Genomic DNA, 18,811 nt, shown 5'->3' with positions numbered 1-18,811 from the left:
AATGACTATCCTCTAATTACTAACGGATAACTTATTGCGCTTTTCTTTATTTTACCGTTACTTCAATTCTGCCGACATAACATTCATTAGTTCATTATTTTCATCGCCAGATAAATCCCATACAAAGAGACCTGCAAGCTTATTCTTCTTAACCCAATCAGCTTTGGCTTTTACCGAGCGTGAATCATCATAACTAATAAAGACTTGTTTCTCTTCATTCCACAAGTAAGGCGCCTCAGCTTTCTCGTCATAACCTGAGATATAGCCTTGTGCTTTTGTATAGTTACGTTTTAAGTCCCAATACATAAAGTAACCAGGCTCTTGTGCTGACGTACCAAAACTTGCACCTTGCGTAGAAGAAAGCTCTTTCGGAATAGCTTTGCCATCAAATCCTTTGGTTCCTTCCCAGCCTCGACCATAAAACGCCGCACCAACAACTAATTTATCAGCAGGGATCCCAAGAGCAATCATTTTATTTACAAATACATCGGTGCCCATTCCCCACCAACCATTATCCGTGGCATGAAGATTCGTTAAATGCCCTGTTTGTGTCCCCCATCCACCTAAATAATCATAAGTCATCGCAAACATATTAGTTAAGTGCGGCGCAACAGCAGCCCAATCAATCGACTCAGCTTTGCTTCCTACACCGACAGCAGTAGAAAGCTCATATTCACGCCCTGTTTTCTTCTCTAAGTTATCTAACTCAACGCGTAGTGTTTTCACTAAATGGGTATACGCTTCTTTTTCTGATGCTTTCTGCTCATCCGATAGCTTAGTATCAGGATTCCAAGGAGACGTTGTTAGACCACCACCACCTGGGTATTCCCAATCTAAGTCAATACCATCGAAAAAGTCATATTCAGCAATCAATTCAACAGCTGATTTTGAAAAGTGTTCAATCGACGCTTTATCTTTTGCCATTGCATGGAAAGGTTCAGACATTGTCCAACCACCAAAAGAAGGCAATATTTTTAGTTCCGGCTTTTCATTTTTTAAATCTTTAAGCTGGGCGAAATGTCCTTTATAAGCAACCTTAGTTTTCGTCGGCCCAAAATCTTTCTGTAATGCTGATACTTGATCAACGATCACTGCACTAAAAGGCTCTTTCCCCTTACATGCCTCTGCAATTTGTTTCTGTACCGCATCACTCGCACCTTGATGTGGACCACACATGCTTAAAAAAGCATAAATAACATGAGTAAGCTTATCTGCAGGAATATCTTTAACAGTATATGGATTAGCTTCATTATTGTATTGCCAGTCGGCAAAGTAACCCGCAACAACCGAAGAATCAGCGGCAACTGCCGAAGTGCTTAATAGAGTAGCAATCGTAAGAGGTAAAATCGCTTTCATGGATGTCCTTATTTATCATTATAACTAGCGACTAATGCTTTTAGCTTCACAATAAAAATTAGAACAACAGCTAAGATAACAATGAGCCAAATATAGAGTAATGACTACCTTAGTTTGAACATTGATAAGAGGGGATAAATAAAAAGCATAAAGACTATATTTTAAATCTTTTTCAGATTCAGTTCTTATTTATACTTGAAATGAAATTTAAACCTGTAACATTATGCTATATAAGACGTATTATTATATTGAGAGCAAACAGCATAATCACTCTCAAAATAAATTCATTCGCAATCTTATTTAATAATATAGTTATTCATTAGCAGCAATAATCACATGAGCTTCGGGCTTACAGTCTTGTAAACATTTTGCCAGCTGTGTTTGTGCAGCCACATCACCGTGAACGACACGGATAACAGACGGACCATGATTGATCCCTGCAACAAATTTGACTAAATCCTCTTGTGCGGCATGAGCTGAATAGCCCGACATTTGATAGATATTGGCTTCAACTTCTATTGTGTGATCATCTATTTCAACCACTTCATCCCCATTACATAACGCACGCCCCAGTGTGCCTTCGGCTTGATATCCAGCAAAAATGATATCTGTTCTGGAGTCTGGCAATAGCGCTTCTAAATAATTAACAATCCGTCCGCCAGCACACATTCCACTTGCCGCAACGATAATAGCTGGCTCCCCTGAATGCTTTAAGCGATTAACTAACTCGATATGATCTTTGTGTGTTTCTATTGTCACGCATTGTTCAAAAGAAAGAGGATGACGCCCCATATAGCGACGATCTTTGGCTTCTTTTGACCATAACTCTTGAAAGTGGCGGTACTGCTCTGTCACCTTCAAAGCTAACGGTGAATCTAAGATCACGGGCAATGATTTCCAGCGACGATAAGTATTATCATGACTCGAACCTGTTAATACATCAGCTAATATATTCTCGATATCAAACAATAGCTCTTGCGTACGACCCACACTGAAAGCAGGAATTAAAATCGCGCCACCATCTTGTAATGAGCGTTCTATAATTTTCCGTAAATGAGCTTCACGTTGCTGAGTATCATGTAGGGCTTTATCACCATAAGTACTCTCAATCACAAGTACGTCAGCTTTTTCAGGGGAAACAGGATCGGTTAATAACGGCGTATTACAAGGACCGAGATCACCACTAAATACGGCAATATTTTGATCAGGAAGTTCGACTTCTATATAGGCAGAGCCAAGGATATGACCTGCTTGACGAAAGCGAACAGAGACGCTGTCTCCATTTAATAAAACGACTTTCGCCCAACAATCATAAGGGACAGGACGTATTTTTTTCTGAATAAGTTGTGTGAATTGTTTACATTGTTGAGTGTTAAAACCTAATTGGATTTTTAAGCCATCTTCAAGCATTAACGGCAACAATGCTGCCGTTGCTTCTGTTGTATAAATTGGGCCAGTAAAACCTGCGGCAAGTAACCATGGGATCCGACCAATATGGTCAATATGGCTATGAGTGATCAAGAGCGCTTCAATACGTTTAACATCGAATTCAATATCAAACTTATTATTTTTATTTTCCGCGCCCTGAAACAGACCACAATCAATTAATAGGCTGCTATTACCAATCACTAGCTCATGACACGAGCCTGTTACGCCAGTTTTTGCTCCATGGTGAATAATATCCACGAACATTCCTTGTGTTTATATTTCGTCCAATTTTTGATAATGACAGAGCTATTACCATGATAGAAATATTAACAACTAGAATCGGAGCAGGCTCACGAAATCAACGAAAAACAACCCAGTAACACACAAATAACGTACTACTAAATCAACAAATAAAACGTATTTATAAAATTAACACTAAAGTTTAGCCGCCCATACTTGGGCCGCTTGATCTACTAACATCAACGAATGTTCAAAAGCTTCACGACTCTGGCGATAAGGATCTGGAATATCACGCTGACCAATCCATTGCCCGAATAACATAGTTTTACCTCGTGCTTCAGGCGCAATATTGGTCACAGCTTCAATATGCCCTTTTTCCATCACTAGAATTAAATCATATTCATGACATAGTTCAGGCGTTAGTTGCTGCGCTTTATGATCAGATAAATCCACACCATATTGCTCCATCACCTCACATGCCATCGCATCAGCACCTTTGCCCACTAATCCACTTTTTTGAGTTGCAATGCCAGCAGAGGCAATATGTTTCGCTAGTAATTTCGTTTGCAAAAGACGTTCACCCGAAGGAGAGCGGCAAATGTTACCCACACATACCACGAGGATTTTGTTGAACATGGTTAACTCCGTTTAAAATAAAAAAGGACCCTTTGCATGATAACAAAGAGCCCTTATAAAATGACATATTAAATCTATTTAGCGCCAAAACCAGTCAGCATAGTGCGAATTGTTTTAAATACTATATTAACATCTAACCAGAAAGATAAATTCTTAATATAATATAAATCAAAAGCTAACTTCTCAGTAGTTGATTCAGTATCATCTGCATACCCTTGGACAACCTGAGCCCACCCAGTAATACCAGGTTTTACCATATGTCGATAACCGTAGAATGGAATTTCTTGCTCAAACTGTTTAACAAAACTATCTTGTTCCGGTCTAGGACCAATAAGAGACATATCACCCTTCAATACATTAAAGAATTGAGGTAATTCATCAATACGAACTTTACGTATAACCTTACCAACTTTAGTAACACGAGCTTGTTCTTGTGTTGCAAACTTATCTTCTGCGTCAGGAGCCTTTACTGTCATGCTTCGAAACTTGTAGATATGGAAAACCTTACCACCTTGACCTACTCGCTCTTGTATAAACATGGCAGGGCCTGGATTTTCCAACTTAATTAAGAGCGCAGTAATCGCCATAATCGGCAAAGTGATAGGAAAAGAGCCGATAATTATTAACGACTCCCAAAAACGTTTAAACGCCATATAAAGTGGATTTGGTAACAAAGTACCGATTGCATTCTCAGATAGGTGTTGGGTCTGTACCTTACCTTCAAGCATCTCTTTTATGCTTTCAGCATGAAAGACAGATATATTTGCCAAACTACAATCAGCTATAAACTTCTCAGAATCAGGAGTTAAATTTCTATGTAAATCAACCACTAAACCACCTTTAACATCAGTGATGTTATAGGGTTGTTTCAATTCAATAACACGCACTCGTCCTTTTTTATTAAGAGACTTAATATCAAAATTTGGAATCGCGAATAATACCAAGCGCTGAGATTCCTGACGTAACAATGAAGTAAAATAAAACCAAAAGAAAGTAATAAAGCCACCGAAGATTAGTGTACTACGTGAATACTCTATACGCGTAAGCAACACAGCAGCCATCACTAAAATAAATACAGTAGAAACTACGGGTAAGATAAAATACTTACGCTCAACGAGTAAATAAGTCGTGATTTTAGGTAAAACCGCAGCTATGGCTAAATAACTTAAGACAAGTAACCACAATGAGTTAACAACTGTATCAGGTATCGTATTCCCCACATAACCCGATAGCAGATATGTAACAAACACAACAAGAACAAGTCCTAATGAATGACAACTATATGAGTTATTGATAAATTTTTTCATCTTATTCAGGTGCACTTCGTATAATTAGCTAATAGTAACAATCATCAAATAATTAGTAAATCATTCAACTTACAAAATTTATTTATTCTTCTTAACACCTAAATATGCGTAATTCATGAAATAATATAAGCTATCTTTAAACGTTAATTTTTCAATTTCTCGATACAAACGCCACTGATATTTTGCGGCTGTTAGTTTGTTTGATGATACACTATTGGGTTGCACAGCCAGATAATCAGCAAGGACTTCATCCATTCCCCATGCATAATCCACTTTTTTTAATATTTTCAACCACAACCCTAAATCTTGACGCTTAGAAATATTAGGCATGTAAACCTTACCCAGCTTCTCAGTATCATAAATAGCGGTTAAACATCCAATACGATTACTCTTAAGCATATCTCTATAAGTTACTTTTGTTAACGGCTTATAAGTACCTAAGAAGTTACCTTCGGAGTCTATTCTATTATATGCCGTATAAGAGAGTTCAACCTCATTGCGCTGCATAAAAGCAATTTGCTTTACAAGTTTATCTTTGTGCCATGTATCATCACTATCTAGAAAGGCAATATAACGACCTTGGGCATTTTCAATAGCAATATTACGAGCTATCGCAGGTCCCGCATTCCAAGTGCGCTCGATTAACTGCACTCTTGAATCTTTCTCAGAGAAAGATCGAATAATATCACAAGAATTATCAGAAGAGTTATCATCAACAATAATCAACTCCCAATCATTAAAAGACTGAGACATAACTGAATTTATTGTATCTTCAATCGTACTTGAACAGTTAAAAGAAGGTGTAATAATTGACACTAATGGAGATTTAATATGTTTAAACATTTAATACTAGCTCTTATTTAGCAGACTTCTTTAAGTATAACATGTATAAATATCTTAATTTCTCTTTCATAGGAGCATATTTAGAGAAGATAATTTGTAAGAAAAGTTGTAACTTTGGATTTCTCAAGTTTTTATCACATAATGTATAAAAATTTGACAACCCACTCAATAACTGTAGTTGTTCAAAAGATAATCTATCCTTAATACTTTGATCATTTAAATAAGCATTATATGTTTTTAACTTTCCACGATAAATTTTAAAGTATGAAAGAAAATCATTCTGTCCTGTGTTATTAGATATTCCAGTGCCCAGTCTATAATAGACTAATTTATCATTAATAAAGCCAACCTTTCCAATAAGCAAAGAACGTAAAGTTAATATCTTATCTTCGCTTATATAATTGTTCCCCATCAAAGGGAATTGCTTAAAAACAGACGTTTTATAAGAAGCAGAGCAACCTAAGACTCCCAAATCCATCTTTAACATACTAACAACATCTAAGTCACCATTCCTTTTAAAGTACTTAAAGCCACTATTATTCTTAAGTTCTAATAATTTTCCTAAGTAATTCATATCATTTGTATCTGTATAGACACACATCAAGTTTGGCTCTTTATCAAAATAAGCTATTACTTTTTCTGTTCGATCTGGATAACTTATGTCATCACCACCCATTAAAAAAACATATTCACCAGAAATAAATTTACTTGCATGATTTAAGTTACTCACAACACCATTATTTTTTTGTGTTTGAGTAACTGTAACATTTGGTAATGATTTATATTGAGATAAAATTTTAATTGTTTCATCAGAACTGCAATCATCACTAATTATTATTTCTATATTTGAATAATTTTGAGTCAATACAGAATTTACGGCACTTTCAATAAATAAAGCTTGATTGTAGGATAATATAACATAAGTAACTTTAGGTAACATTATTATGCCTTTTTAAAGATATAAGAGTATAAAATGGAATAATACCGAAAACAAAAACATATAAAAAATATTTAAAATCTAAAATTTGATAAAATGATCTTGAGATAGGAAATGAAAGCGAGATAAAAAATGCAAATGGGAAATATAGTAAATAGTTTCTTCGTAAAAAATGATCCATAATATACATGTAAAAAATAATAAATAATGATGCAATTACTGGTGATATCAATATACCGTAAATACCGAAAGCATACCATGCCTCCGCTAAATAATAAGTATTAACATTTACTATAGCGTTATTTCCAGCATAAAAACCAATAAATGGAATAACCTCTCTATCAACCGGAATATAGTTTGAATTAATTAACCAATCAAAAAAATCTTTGTGATTAACAGGTAAGTACTGCAATATATAATAAAGTCCTTGATTTTGGCCTATAAATGTCCGGTCTAAAATCGTAAAAACTATTGATAATATACTGCTACTTCCCGAAGCTAATAAATTCATAACTAGTAGTAAAACAACCACGGCGATGCTTAACATCGCTAGCTCTTTTATTTTTTTTGTATATATATATCTAATTAAAAGCAAGCTCAACATTAATAGTATAAGAGGAGCTTTTTGTCCATCATATACAATATTCAGCGACACTAGAAAAAATGAAAGTAAAAAAGTCTTAAAATATTGCCTGAACAATATAACGTTTATGTATAGATAGGAAACTAAATAAAAACCAAAAATCTCAACCAATTTAGATAGGTATTTTACATCGACACTTATTTGGTGTGTTTGAATAAGAAACCTAAGCTCAGCAGCTCTTTCTGGCATTCCTGATAACATAGCTATTATTGGTGAATTATTATAGTTAAAAGCATATTTATAAAACACATAAAGCAATACAATAATAAAAATTGAATATATTTGTGTTTTATTTAATAAACACATTTCTTTTGTAAGGTTATATACTGTAGTATTTTTTTTAGAATTACTTTTATTTATAAAGTAAAAGTAAAATGATAGAATAGATACAAGTACTAATACAGAATAGGTAATATATAATAGTGATAATGATATTGTAGAATAATTGATTTCATATAATCTACCTATATTATCTTTAAAGAAAAATGCAACATATGAACCAATATATGTAAAAACGCCAATTTGAATAAATAACAACGGTGTTAAGTATGAATAAAACCCATTAAGTACATTGAATTTTTTATTAGCGTCCCTAAAAATAACAAAAGTTAAAAATGTAAATATTAAACTTACTATTAATATTAAAATATTGAGAAGCATAAGTTTCTACTTATTTGAAAGAAATTTAATTAAATTAGGAATAATAACGTCAGCACTATATTCTTCACTTAATGTTCGTAATATTTTTTCACACTCATCTTTAGAATAAACATCCCTATCTAAGTTATTTAATATCTCTGACAATTCATCTACAGATAGACTTCGATCAATTGATGGATCATAAAATGGATATGACTTAACGTATTTAAAATTTCCTTCCATTAAATCTCTAGGACCAAAATCGCAGCTTGAATAAATAATCTTACACTGATTTTTTAGTCCCTCTAATACAACCATTCCAAAACCTTCTGCATAAGATGGAATAATTAAGTAATTAGATTCACTTAAATAAGAATAAACCTGATTAGAACTTAAGGTTCCCGTAAAGTTAACTTTCTCTTTCAGTTTATTCATAACCACATAATCTTCGAGTATTTTCTTTTGACTACCATCTCCTATAATATTTAATTTAATATCATTATTAGAAGACTTATATAATGCTTCTAATAAAATATCACACCCTTTAATATACTCTAATCGACCTACAAATGTTATTATTATATCTTTATTTTGTTTTTTATCTTGTATAAATTTTTGTTCATCAGATAGTAAGAAGTTTGGAATCGTTTTTATATTATTCATCCCAAACAAAGAAGTAAGATCATTCTTAATACCTTCACTTACTACAACAGTCTTTATATTAGTAAATGAGGCCAATTTATATGTAAATCTGATTAAAGCTCTATTAATTAGCTTTCTTTTTTTAAAGCCTTTATGTGGTGCAGTGTGAACACTTAGAACTGAATTTGAAGATAGAAATATATATGATAATAAGTTTATTAAATTTGCTCTCTCCATAAAACTAAAAATAACATTATTTTTTTTATTTAATCTATGAGCATATTTAATAAAACCAAATATTGATTTCACATTAATAATAGTAATATTTGGATTTATATGATATTTAACATCAGAATACAAAGTAATTATTATTACATTACCTCCCCTCTTGTTTATTTCTTCGCAAGTATTAACAAATACAGTTTCAGCACCACCAATTGTCAACTTTGGAATAAAAAAATTATATGTAAATGAATTATTCATAACCATTATCTCTATATTTTTAGAATTGCATATGCTTTATTTGTTATTTTATTATTCACACCCATTTCTTTTAAAGTTTTTAGGGCGCTGTAGCTCGTAATGATAATAGCAATTAAACCAAAGACAGAAGTGAAGTAAATATTATAATAACTCAACAATAAGATTAAAATAGAAAAAATAAATGATAAAAAGAATTCTTTCTTTACTTTAATATTCCATTTGAAATCACATTCACGGTTAACCATAGCAAATAAAATAATAGTATATATAAAATATGATAGTACAAAGCAATATCCTGTAACTTCAATACCATATTTTTTCAAACCATAATAAACAAAAATAAAATAAGAAATATTCCATACCATTTCTATTAAGAAATATGATTTTGTTTTACCTTTTGCTAATAATAAAAAACCAAGAGGCCATGATAAAATTTTTAACACGTCACCAAACGATTGCCATCTCAATATTTCTATCGATGGGTAGAAATCATTGCTATAGAGAACTTTTACAATGATAGGTGCGAAAGTAAGCATACAAAGAATTATTGGAGATGAAAAAACAAGTGCAATTTCTGTTTGATGATTAACCACACTATGAGCTTTTTCTTTATCTCCGATACTTTGGGTTAATCTTGGATAATAATCGGCAACCATTGCTCCAAGAATAAAACTAATATAAGTCATAGAGATTTGCCAAGAGGCTTGGAAATAACCAGAGGCGTTAATTCCAAGATTATCTACGATTATTTCTCTAACCCCTAGCTTTGTAGCCTCACCCATAATTCCTGATATCATGAAAATAAAACCTATATAAAGTATATTTTTCGATATACCACAAAGAGTACTAAGATTAGGTTTATTTTTTTTTATTTGTATGTTTTTCTTTACATAAAATACGCCTATAAAATAATTAGTTGCTGGAACAATAATTACAGCCCAAGCAAGACCATCAACTCCATAAATATAGATAATAGCTATACCAATAACCGTTGATATTAAACTACTAAATATTTTCAATTTTGCTTGTTCTTTTATCTTTCTAAAACCTTGCAATAAAATTAACTGAACATTTGTTTGTAATGAAAAAAATATCCCCAACCCTAATACAAGTATATATATGCCTTCATCTTTACTATTGAATAAATAGGATGATATTTCATCACGAAGAGAATAAATCACAAGAATAGCTATAACACCAAGAAATATACTTATTACTTTTAAAAAAATTCTAACTTGATTTAAATAATTAATATTGTTAATTTGAAGGGATATCTCTCTTACACCAGCATTAACTAATCCAAACCCAAAGATACTACTACCTAATGCCAATACCGATGTATATATCCCAAAAAAACCAACACCTGTAGGACCTAATAAAAGAGCTAATATTTTAACTTTTATTAACCCTACTAGAATAGTAATAACAGAAGCCCCACCAATTATAGATGATGACTTTAGAATCTGTTTTTTTGACTCTATTTCATTCATTATATATGATTAACTCCGATATATTTAGCGCATAGCATATGTAATCACCTTAAAATTACTTCCACGTTATTATAAGCCAATTATTTTGCTTTTGATAAGTGGAAGCAATATATATAGTTATATTACTTGTCATAAAGATGTAATATTATAAAGTTAATCGATATATATTAAAAATTTCTAGATAAGTTTAAATTTTTAAATCGCATCTTTATATTTATTGATCTTATCGATAATGTAATCAATATCAGAATTTTCAATAGTTGGGTCTATGGGTAAACTAAGAACTTCTTTATGAAGTTTTTGAGTAATAGGTAGATTTAAATAGCTCCACTCGTTATATGCTTTTTGTTTATGAGGTGGTATCGGATAATGAATAACTGTTTGAATATTATTTTTGTTTAGATATTCTTGAAATGCTTCTCTATCTTTTACTCTAATAACAAACAAATGAAAGACATGGTTCTCATCCTCATCCCAGTAAGGTAAGCTAACTAATGGATTTATTATTTCATTTTTATATCGGTTGGCAATTTCAACTCTACGATATGTCTCTTTATCTAGATACTTCAACTTAACACTTAACATAGCAGCTTGAATTTCATCTAGACGAGAATTAATTCCTTTATATTGATTTTTGTACTTTTCAATTGAACCATAATTACGTAAAGCCTTAATTGAAAGGGCTAACTCATCGTCATTAGTCGTAATAGCTCCTGCATCTCCTAATGCTCCGAGATTCTTACCGGGGTAAAAACTAAAAGCACCTGCATGGCCCCAACAACCAGCTTTTACTCCTTTTATACTTGCGCCATGTGACTGAGCACAATCTTCTAACACCAACAAATCATTCTCTTTAGCTATATCCATCAACTCATCCATAGGTGAAATTAATCCATATAGATGTACAGGAAGGATAGCTCTTGTTTTAGGTGTAATGGCGCTTTTTACATTCATTGGACAAAGATTATATGTAACCGGATTTGGTTCCACAAAAACAGGTACCAGATTATTTTCTGTAATAGCTAAGACAGACGCAATATATGTATTTGCAGGGACAATAACCTCATCACCATCTTTTAATTTTCCTAGTTCTTTCCAAGCGCGAAGGACTAAAATTAACGCATCTAATCCATTTGCAACACCGATTGCATGCTTCGTGTCATTATATCGAGCAAACTCAGATTCAAAATGTTCAAGTTCACTCCCTAATATATACCAACCAGAATCGATTACTCGAGAACAAGCTTCTTTAAGCTCTGTTTCATATTGATTATTTATTTTTTTTAAATTTAAGAAATTGATCATACTTTTTTACCTAAAAAATACACTAGTGTCACAAGAAAATTAATTTTATTCTTTATTGATCTACTAGATCTCACAAACCAAAAGATATACGAGGCAAAGCTTCTTGTATTTATCTCCAATTTACAGCTTTTAAGTACAACTATTTTTTCTTTTTTTGTAATATCATTTTTTTCATCTAATATACTCTTTCTCATTTTTATTAAGTTAGAGCAGAATTGATCCAATAGAAGTATTTTCACTTCATCATCATATATTTTATTAGTAATGAGCAGTTCTTTTACTGCATCATCGGTTTTAAATGATGCTAACCATTCTATTTTAAATTTTTTTGATGCAGATTGTGGGTTGTTATAATAATAATATTTTATTTTTGCCTTGTAGACATATTTTGCTAATGAGAAAAATATCCTTGTTATATATTCATCAGCATTAAAAGAAATCAGCTTTTTTTTATCATACTGTCTATATGCATCCAAATAAATATTTTTATTAAATAAACCTATCCCCGTAATCTTCCAATTTCCAACTGTTTCTTTTAATGCAACTAAGCCTGAAATTCTTGACTCTTTTTTATATGTTAATAACTCTTTTTCATTCACTCCGTCAGTCGAAATAAACTCCCATAATACTGCATCAACACTGTAATTTTTAATATAATTAATAGATTTATTTAATGCATCATCAGAAATATAATCATCTGCATCAACTAATGCTATATATTTACCATTTGCATTTTCAATAGCACACCGCCTAGCTTCGACAACACCTTGATTATGCTGTCGAATGAGAGTTATATTATATTTTTTTAAATACTTTTCAATGACTTCAGCTGTCTCATCTGTTGAGCCATCATCAACACAAACTAATTCTATATTCTTATATGTTTGTTTAAATATTGATTCAATTGCTCTTTCTACATATTTAGAAACATTATAACAAGGCATAATAAAACTAACTAAAGGTTGTTTTACTTCATTTAACACCTAAGTCACCTATCTAATATACGAACAACTTTTGCAGGATTGCCTATTACCACAGCATTATCAGGTACATCTTTTGTAACAACAGCGCCAGCCCCGACCATACAATACTTACCTAACGTAACACCTGGTAAAATAGTAGCATTAGCACCGATCGATGCGCCTTTTCTTATAGTCGTGGTTAAATAAACTTCTTGGTATTGTTTAGATCTCGGCCTTTTGTCATTAGTGAATGCAGCACAAGGTCCTATAAAAACATCGTCTTCAATACGAAGACCATCCCAAATATATACTCCTGATTTAATGGTAACGTTGTTACCAATAACAACATCATTTTCGATTAAAGTATGTGCGCATACATTACAATTGCTACCAATAACAGCATTTTTAAGTACAACAGAAAATTGCCAAATTCGTGTATCATGCCCGATTTTATTCGATTGGACATCACTTAACGGATGAATCATCATTTTTCGCTCGCATTTAAAAAATCATCATAACTACGAATATAATCAGCTTCATCGTAATAATTGCTTGCTAATACAATTAATACACAATCATCACTAAAATCATGCATTTCACGCCACATCATACTGTTAATAAATAATCCAATATTAGGCTTATCTAAAATTACAGACTCACGTGTAATACCATTATCAATAATAAACCTACATGACCCTTTTATACAAATAGCAACTTGTTGTAAATTTTTATGCGCATGATAACCACGAGCTGCGTCCTCATTAGTATCGAAAATGTAATAAACACGTTTGATGTCAAAAGGGATGTTTTTATTTTGCTCTAGAGAAACCAATCCACCACGATCATCGCCTAATTGGTTAAATTTTATTAAATTAATTAAACTCATTAATTAGCCTTCATTAATCATTTTTAGTAAATATTGACCATAGCTATTTTTCTTTAATGGTTCTGCTTCTTTACTAACAAGCTCTTTTGTCATCCAACCTTGTCGAAAAGCGATCTCTTCAAGACACGCAATTTTAAAACCTTGGCGCTTTTCAATAGTTTCAACAAAACTTGATGCTTCAAGTAGAGAATCATGAGTTCCAGTGTCTAACCACGCAAAACCACGACCAAGTAATTCAACTTTAAGATCACCGCGTTCCAAATAAGCTTGGTTTACAGAGGTGATTTCTAACTCACCACGTTCTGAAGGTTTGATTTTTTTAGCAATCTTAACAACATCATTATCGTAAAAGTACAAACCTGTGACAGCATAATTTGATTTAGGCTGCTTTGGCTTTTCTTCAATTGATAACGCATTGAATTTATTATCAAACTCAACAACACCAAAACGTTCTGGATCTTGAACTTCATAACCAAAAACAGTTGCACCTGAGCTTTGTTTTGATGCAGCTAGTAACTTAGGTGAAAAGCCTTGCCCCCAGAAAATATTATCACCTAAAACTAGACAAACATTTTCCTCACCAATAAAGTCCTCTCCAATAATAAATGCTTGAGCCAAACCTTCTGGTTTTTCCTGAATTGCATATTCCAGAGAAATACCAAATCTTTGACCATCACCTAATAGCCTCTGAAAGCTTTCTTGATCTTCAGGAGTAGTAATAATTAATACTTCTTTAATACCTGCAAGCATTAATACAGATAATGGATAATAAATCATTGGCTTATCATAAACAGGGAGTAGCTGTTTTGAAACACCCATTGTAATTGGATAAAGACGAGTCCCAGAGCCTCCAGCTAAAATAATCCCTTTCATATTATTTCTCTTCGTTTTTATTAATGTTAGAGCCTAATCGTTCTAAACTATATGAGCCATCCAGTACACGACTCCACCAAGTTTTGTTATTTAAATACCATTCGACTGTTTTTCGGATACCCGAGTCAAACGTTTCCGCTGGTTTCCAATCAAGCTCACGTTCAATCTTTGATGCATCAATAGCATATCGAACATCATGTCCAGGCCTGTCAGTCACATACGTTATTAAATCTTGATACTTGTCAACACCATTAGGTTTCTCTGGCACTAACTCTTCAAGCAAAGAGCAGATTGTTTTCACTACTTCAATATTGGCTTTTTCATTATGTCCACCAATGTTATAAGTTTCACCAATCTTACCTTTAGTTACTACGGTATAAAGTGCAGAAGCATGATCTTCTACATATAGCCAGTCACGAATTTGCATTCCGTCCCCATAAACAGGTAATTTCTTACCGTCTAGAGCATTCAAGATCATTAATGGAATCAGCTTTTCTGGGAAGTGGTATGGACCATAATTATTTGAACAATTTGTTACAATAGTTGGTAATCCGTAAGTTCGTAACCATGCTCTAACTAAATGATCACTAGATGCTTTAGATGCAGAGTAAGGGCTTGATGGCTCATACGATGTCATTTCAGTAAATAAGCAATCAGTAGCTTCTAAATCACCATAAACTTCATCCGTTGAAATATGGTGAAAGCGAAACTTAGATTTTCGAGTTTCATCTAATTGATTCCAATATTGACGAGCAGATTCAAGTAAATTATAAGTACCGATAATATTCGTTTCAATAAAACTAGCGGGGCCATCAATTGAACGATCCACATGACTCTCTGCAGCTAAATGCATTACAACATCCGGCTGATAATCAAAAAAAACCTTATCCAATTCAGCCCGATTACATATATCTACTTTTACAAACTGGTATCGCAGGCTATTTTCAATTTCTGAAAGCGACTCTAAATTGCCAGCATAAGTCAGTTTGTCGATGTTAACTACTTCGTTTTGAGTATTTTTGATAATATAGCGAATAACAGCGGAGCCAATAAATCCAGCGCCACCAGTAATTAACATTTTCATTCTTCAACCTTATTTTTAAACACGCTACCGCCCTCTAGTATAGCTTTTACTAGTTAACTTGAAAAAACATCCAATTTATTTGTAATAATTACTTGAATTTAATTGTGTTTTTTATAATTACGATAAAAGAGCCTAAAGTTAAACCAATAATAAAACTTAATAAGACTATTAAACCACGTTTAGGCTCATCTCTTGAATAAGGATAATCCGTATTTTGTAAATAGCGAACACTTTGTACTTTAATATTAGAATCTAATTTTATTTTAGAAAGCAGTTCTAATTGACTATCAATAATTCCAAGTTGAGGTTCAAATATGCTTAGATCTTTTACTTTTTCAAGTAATTGACTTTTCTCAGTCAATGCATCAGTACCAAGTTGAATTTGGAACATCTCGTTAGCATTCATCTCAGATAATGGTTTAATAACATCAGCTGATTTAGCCATATCTAAAGCATATTTTGTTTTAATTAATTCATTGTCGAGCTTTTGCTTAGCTCTGGCATAAAAAGCTCGTTTATTAGCCTCTAAAACTTGTTTGTTATATGAGATTTTGGCATCAATTTCTTTGATTAAGTTGTCACGAACTTTATTCGATATATATTCTGAATATACAGTTAAAAGTTCATACGCGGATTTAGGTGACGTTGCCTCAAAAGATAGTTGATAAACACCTGGCTGATTTTTAATAAATAGATCTGCGGATATTTTTTTCACCCAATTAGTAATAAATTGAGTTTTATTTTCATCTGTAATCTTTGCCTCATGAGCATATTGCTTCATAATCTCATTACTTTCGATAAACGCTTTTTTATTATCAAAAGCATTAAACTCGGTAATATAATCATTTAATAAAGCATCACTGCTCAAAACTTTATTTATTTTTGAAGAGTCATTAATGACAGCATATAGGTTTGTTATTTGGTTCCGAATATTAGACGTATTTTGGTACTGTCCAGCTGTTATAATAGCTTTAGATGTCCACCACTGCTGAGCAGTTAGTGCATAAACAATGGCACAAATAGTGAAAACAGCAGTACATACAACTACCGTAACTTTACCTTGCCAAAGCGTTTTGACTAACTCAACAAAATCAATCCCATCACTTGATGAATTATTTACAGCTTGAATATTACTCATTATTTTTCCACAAATATAAAAACTAAGCCGAAACTTTTTGCCACATTTGGCACACAAGAACATAATCTGATGGAGAAAGCTCACTTTTTGCATCAGTAATACTTTGCTCTACTTTTTCCTTCATTACTGATAATTGTGATTCATTTTTAGACTCACAATCAGCTGCTGCTAATGAAATATGTCCGCGTAAATAGCCACCAGCAAACAGCTCATCGTCTGTCGCAGTGTCGATTCCATCGTCGATAAGCTGTAGTAGCTTCTCTTCGTATTCTTGAATTGTCATTTCCTACCCTATACACAACCCATTTCATTATATCGAACGGGTTGTATGAAATCCTGTTCTATTAACTGTTTAATACCATAAAAAGATCGGAACGCATCAGATAGCATTTTAGCTCGTTCTGGAATTCCGCATTCTAAATAGGTTAGTACTTGCTCACGAACTTTTAACGTGAACGCTACCCTATCAGGCTCACAGTCACCACTCAAGTTGTCACAACTTACTTGGAATTTAAACCCGCAACTTGCGGATAAAATCCACTCTATGGCCTGTGGCTTAATCTCTACTTTCTCGAACGCTGCTTGAACTGCCTCAGAACGTCCATCAGGTTCATACCAATAACCATAATCTTCTAATTTACGTCGTTCAACGCCAGCTATACACCAATGTGCTAACTCGTGCATTGCCGAGGCAAAATAGCCACGGGCAAAAATTATCTGATTATGCTGTCGCTCACAAGAAGCAGGCAGATAAATTGGCTCTTCACCGCCTAGAAGTAACTCTGTATTGAGACTTTCTAAAAATAACCCATTGAAAATAACGATTAAGTCGTTGTAATCATGTCTCATACTAATGGTAACTTCTGAAATACATAACTTATCGATTATACAATGCAGTGAATCTAAGTGCGAATATTCTTAAGGTAACAGACTATGACAAACGTCATGTTCTTGTCATTTTATAAAGACATGACAATTTTTGCTTACTTTTCAGTCAACTACTTTAATCAAAAACAGAATACGCCACTCGAAGCATAAAAAACCTAAATATTCAGCCATTAATATAGGATGAATTAAATTCATGCATAACTATTTTCTTTTCATTAGAAGTAGATATCTATCACAAATACAATTAGCTCAACTTACTTTAGGACAACTGTTATCATGCTGCTTTCAATTTTATACATTATTGGCATTACTGCAGAAGCCATGACCGGTGCGTTAGCAGCAGGTAAACGACACATGGATTGGTTTGGAGTAATGCTAGTTGCAAGTGCTACTGCGATTGGCGGAGGGACTGTACGTGACATATTACTCGGCCACTACCCGCTAGGTTGGGTTGCTCACCCAGAATATCTCGTGATCACGTGTGTTGCAGGGATCTTAACTACCTACTTTGCCCGTTGGGTGGTGCGTTTTCATAAAGTATTTATCTTGCTCGATGCTATCGGCTTAATCGTTTTTAGTATTATTGGATGCCAAGTTGCAATGACAATGGGGCTTTCACCCATTATCTGTGTTGTTGCGGCGGTAGTGACAGGGGTATTTGGTGGTTTGCTGCGTGATATGATCACGCGTCGTAAACCGATGGTGCTTCATAAAGAGCTTTATGCATCGGTCGCATTTATTGCAGGTATTATGTACTACGCCATGTCGTATATAGGTATTCACCCAGATATCACTACACTCCTTACTTTAATTACAGGTTTTAGTCTACGTATAGCCGCAGTCTATTTTAGCTGGAGCTTACCTGTGTTTGAGTTTAAAGAAGAAACCTTCCACTAAAAATCAACGTATTATTAGATAAAGCAAAGCCACGCTAAATATGTCAAAGTGAAGTGACCCCATAAAGTTGGACATTTCTGTTAAGCGGCTTGTAAGGCCTGATTTCGATATTCAATCGGAGTCAGGCCTTTTAA

The 18,811-nt window shown here is 33.1% G+C and carries 19 protein-coding genes; 1 reads left to right on the top strand and 18 read right to left on the bottom strand.

What is annotated here, in order from left to right; all coding sequences use genetic code 11:
* Positions 1 to 57: 57 nt before the first annotated feature.
* The 18 genes from I3259_RS08650 to I3259_RS08565 form a co-directional block, all read right to left on the bottom strand.
* A complete protein-coding gene (locus I3259_RS08650) occupies positions 58 to 1,356 on the bottom strand; it encodes a glycoside hydrolase family 18 protein (RefSeq protein WP_238029252.1) in 1,299 nt (432 codons plus the stop codon).
* Positions 1,357 to 1,668: 312 nt separating this feature from the next.
* Positions 1,669 to 3,042, bottom strand: a complete 1,374-nt coding sequence (locus tag I3259_RS08645; RefSeq protein ID WP_238029251.1) for an MBL fold metallo-hydrolase — start codon at positions 3,040 to 3,042, stop codon at positions 1,669 to 1,671.
* 177 nt (positions 3,043 to 3,219) lie between these two features.
* Positions 3,220 to 3,660, bottom strand: a complete 441-nt coding sequence (locus I3259_RS08640) for a low molecular weight phosphotyrosine protein phosphatase (protein ID WP_238029250.1) — start codon at positions 3,658 to 3,660, stop codon at positions 3,220 to 3,222.
* A gap of 74 nt (positions 3,661 to 3,734) precedes the next feature.
* Positions 3,735 to 4,967 (bottom strand): exopolysaccharide biosynthesis polyprenyl glycosylphosphotransferase, encoded by a 1,233-nt coding sequence (locus I3259_RS08635; RefSeq protein ID WP_238029249.1) that lies wholly within the window; start codon positions 4,965 to 4,967, stop codon positions 3,735 to 3,737.
* Between the two features lie 78 nt (positions 4,968 to 5,045).
* A complete protein-coding gene (locus I3259_RS08630) occupies positions 5,046 to 5,810 on the bottom strand; it encodes a glycosyltransferase family 2 protein (RefSeq protein ID WP_238029248.1) in 765 nt (254 codons plus the stop codon).
* 13 nt (positions 5,811 to 5,823) lie between these two features.
* Positions 5,824 to 6,750, bottom strand: coding sequence for a glycosyltransferase family A protein (locus I3259_RS08625; RefSeq protein ID WP_238029247.1), 927 nt, complete (start codon positions 6,748 to 6,750; stop codon positions 5,824 to 5,826).
* A complete protein-coding gene (locus I3259_RS08620; RefSeq protein WP_238029246.1) occupies positions 6,740 to 8,050 on the bottom strand; it encodes a hypothetical protein in 1,311 nt (436 codons plus the stop codon). Before I3259_RS08620 ends, I3259_RS08625 begins: the two co-directional genes overlap by 11 nt.
* A 6-nt stretch (positions 8,051 to 8,056) precedes the next feature.
* A complete protein-coding gene (locus I3259_RS08615) occupies positions 8,057 to 9,154 on the bottom strand; it encodes a glycosyltransferase (RefSeq protein WP_238029245.1) in 1,098 nt (365 codons plus the stop codon).
* A gap of 11 nt (positions 9,155 to 9,165) precedes the next feature.
* Positions 9,166 to 10,644: an O-antigen translocase gene (locus tag I3259_RS08610; RefSeq protein WP_238029244.1), complete on the bottom strand. Its 1,479-nt coding sequence runs from the start codon at positions 10,642 to 10,644 to the stop codon at positions 9,166 to 9,168.
* Positions 10,645 to 10,839: 195 nt separating this feature from the next.
* Positions 10,840 to 11,949 (bottom strand): DegT/DnrJ/EryC1/StrS family aminotransferase, encoded by a 1,110-nt coding sequence (locus I3259_RS08605; RefSeq protein WP_238029243.1) that lies wholly within the window; start codon positions 11,947 to 11,949, stop codon positions 10,840 to 10,842.
* Positions 11,946 to 12,932, bottom strand: coding sequence for a glycosyltransferase family 2 protein (locus I3259_RS08600; protein WP_238029242.1), 987 nt, complete (start codon positions 12,930 to 12,932; stop codon positions 11,946 to 11,948). Before I3259_RS08600 ends, I3259_RS08605 begins: the two co-directional genes overlap by 4 nt.
* A 5-nt stretch (positions 12,933 to 12,937) precedes the next feature.
* A complete protein-coding gene (locus tag I3259_RS08595) occupies positions 12,938 to 13,399 on the bottom strand; it encodes an acyltransferase (RefSeq protein WP_238029241.1) in 462 nt (153 codons plus the stop codon).
* On the bottom strand, positions 13,396 to 13,797 hold the full coding sequence (locus tag I3259_RS08590; protein ID WP_238029240.1) for an FdtA/QdtA family cupin domain-containing protein: 402 nt from the start codon (positions 13,795 to 13,797) through the stop codon (positions 13,396 to 13,398). The genes I3259_RS08595 and I3259_RS08590 overlap by 4 nt, the downstream gene beginning before the upstream one ends.
* 3 nt (positions 13,798 to 13,800) lie before the next feature.
* Positions 13,801 to 14,670: a glucose-1-phosphate thymidylyltransferase RfbA gene (gene rfbA, locus I3259_RS08585; protein WP_238029239.1), complete on the bottom strand. Its 870-nt coding sequence runs from the start codon at positions 14,668 to 14,670 to the stop codon at positions 13,801 to 13,803.
* Between the two features lies 1 nt (position 14,671).
* Positions 14,672 to 15,754, bottom strand: coding sequence for a dTDP-glucose 4,6-dehydratase (gene rfbB, locus I3259_RS08580; protein ID WP_238029238.1), 1,083 nt, complete (start codon positions 15,752 to 15,754; stop codon positions 14,672 to 14,674).
* An 88-nt stretch (positions 15,755 to 15,842) separates the two neighbouring features.
* Positions 15,843 to 16,892: a Wzz/FepE/Etk N-terminal domain-containing protein gene (locus tag I3259_RS08575; protein WP_238029237.1), complete on the bottom strand. Its 1,050-nt coding sequence runs from the start codon at positions 16,890 to 16,892 to the stop codon at positions 15,843 to 15,845.
* A 22-nt stretch (positions 16,893 to 16,914) separates the two neighbouring features.
* Complete coding sequence (locus I3259_RS08570; RefSeq protein ID WP_238029236.1) at positions 16,915 to 17,175, bottom strand: YfcL family protein; 261 nt, start codon at positions 17,173 to 17,175, stop codon at positions 16,915 to 16,917.
* 8 nt (positions 17,176 to 17,183) lie between these two features.
* On the bottom strand, positions 17,184 to 17,741 hold the full coding sequence (locus tag I3259_RS08565; protein WP_238029235.1) for an elongation factor P hydroxylase: 558 nt from the start codon (positions 17,739 to 17,741) through the stop codon (positions 17,184 to 17,186).
* 315 nt (positions 17,742 to 18,056) lie between these two features.
* Between I3259_RS08565 and I3259_RS08560 the strand changes: the two genes are divergently transcribed.
* Positions 18,057 to 18,677, top strand: coding sequence for a trimeric intracellular cation channel family protein (locus I3259_RS08560; protein ID WP_238029234.1), 621 nt, complete (start codon positions 18,057 to 18,059; stop codon positions 18,675 to 18,677).
* Positions 18,678 to 18,811 lie beyond the last annotated feature (134 nt).

Origin of the sequence: Photobacterium sp. Ph5, assembly GCF_022129445.1 — a bacterium.
Taxonomy (GTDB): domain Bacteria; phylum Pseudomonadota; class Gammaproteobacteria; order Enterobacterales; family Vibrionaceae; genus Photobacterium.
Note: the sequence above shows the minus strand (reverse complement) of the source record. Positions and strands in the feature narration are given on the sequence as shown.

Bases quoted from the DNA above. Each gene is read 5' to 3' on its own strand.
- I3259_RS08575 (WP_238029237.1), bottom strand. From the start codon at position 16,892: ATGAGTAATATTCAAGCTGTAAATAATTCATCAAGTGATGGGATTGAT.
- I3259_RS08615 (WP_238029245.1), bottom strand. From the start codon at position 9,154: ATGAATAATTCATTTACATATAATTTTTTTATTCCAAAGTTGACAATT.
- I3259_RS08595 (WP_238029241.1), bottom strand. From the start codon at position 13,399: ATGATGATTCATCCGTTAAGTGATGTCCAATCGAATAAAATCGGGCAT.
- I3259_RS08620 (WP_238029246.1), bottom strand. From the start codon at position 8,050: ATGCTTCTCAATATTTTAATATTAATAGTAAGTTTAATATTTACATTT.
- I3259_RS08610 (WP_238029244.1), bottom strand. From the start codon at position 10,644: ATGAATGAAATAGAGTCAAAAAAACAGATTCTAAAGTCATCATCTATA.
- I3259_RS08650 (WP_238029252.1), bottom strand. From the start codon at position 1,356: ATGAAAGCGATTTTACCTCTTACGATTGCTACTCTATTAAGCACTTCG.
- I3259_RS08635 (WP_238029249.1), bottom strand. From the start codon at position 4,967: ATGAAAAAATTTATCAATAACTCATATAGTTGTCATTCATTAGGACTT.
- I3259_RS08640 (WP_238029250.1), bottom strand. From the start codon at position 3,660: ATGTTCAACAAAATCCTCGTGGTATGTGTGGGTAACATTTGCCGCTCT.
- I3259_RS08565 (WP_238029235.1), bottom strand. From the start codon at position 17,741: ATGAGACATGATTACAACGACTTAATCGTTATTTTCAATGGGTTATTT.
- rfbB (WP_238029238.1), bottom strand. From the start codon at position 15,754: ATGAAAATGTTAATTACTGGTGGCGCTGGATTTATTGGCTCCGCTGTT.
- I3259_RS08560 (WP_238029234.1), top strand. From the start codon at position 18,057: ATGCTGCTTTCAATTTTATACATTATTGGCATTACTGCAGAAGCCATG.
- rfbA (WP_238029239.1), bottom strand. From the start codon at position 14,670: ATGAAAGGGATTATTTTAGCTGGAGGCTCTGGGACTCGTCTTTATCCA.
- I3259_RS08605 (WP_238029243.1), bottom strand. From the start codon at position 11,949: ATGATCAATTTCTTAAATTTAAAAAAAATAAATAATCAATATGAAACA.
- I3259_RS08625 (WP_238029247.1), bottom strand. From the start codon at position 6,750: ATGTTACCTAAAGTTACTTATGTTATATTATCCTACAATCAAGCTTTA.
- I3259_RS08630 (WP_238029248.1), bottom strand. From the start codon at position 5,810: ATGTTTAAACATATTAAATCTCCATTAGTGTCAATTATTACACCTTCT.
- I3259_RS08590 (WP_238029240.1), bottom strand. From the start codon at position 13,797: ATGAGTTTAATTAATTTAATAAAATTTAACCAATTAGGCGATGATCGT.
- I3259_RS08570 (WP_238029236.1), bottom strand. From the start codon at position 17,175: ATGACAATTCAAGAATACGAAGAGAAGCTACTACAGCTTATCGACGAT.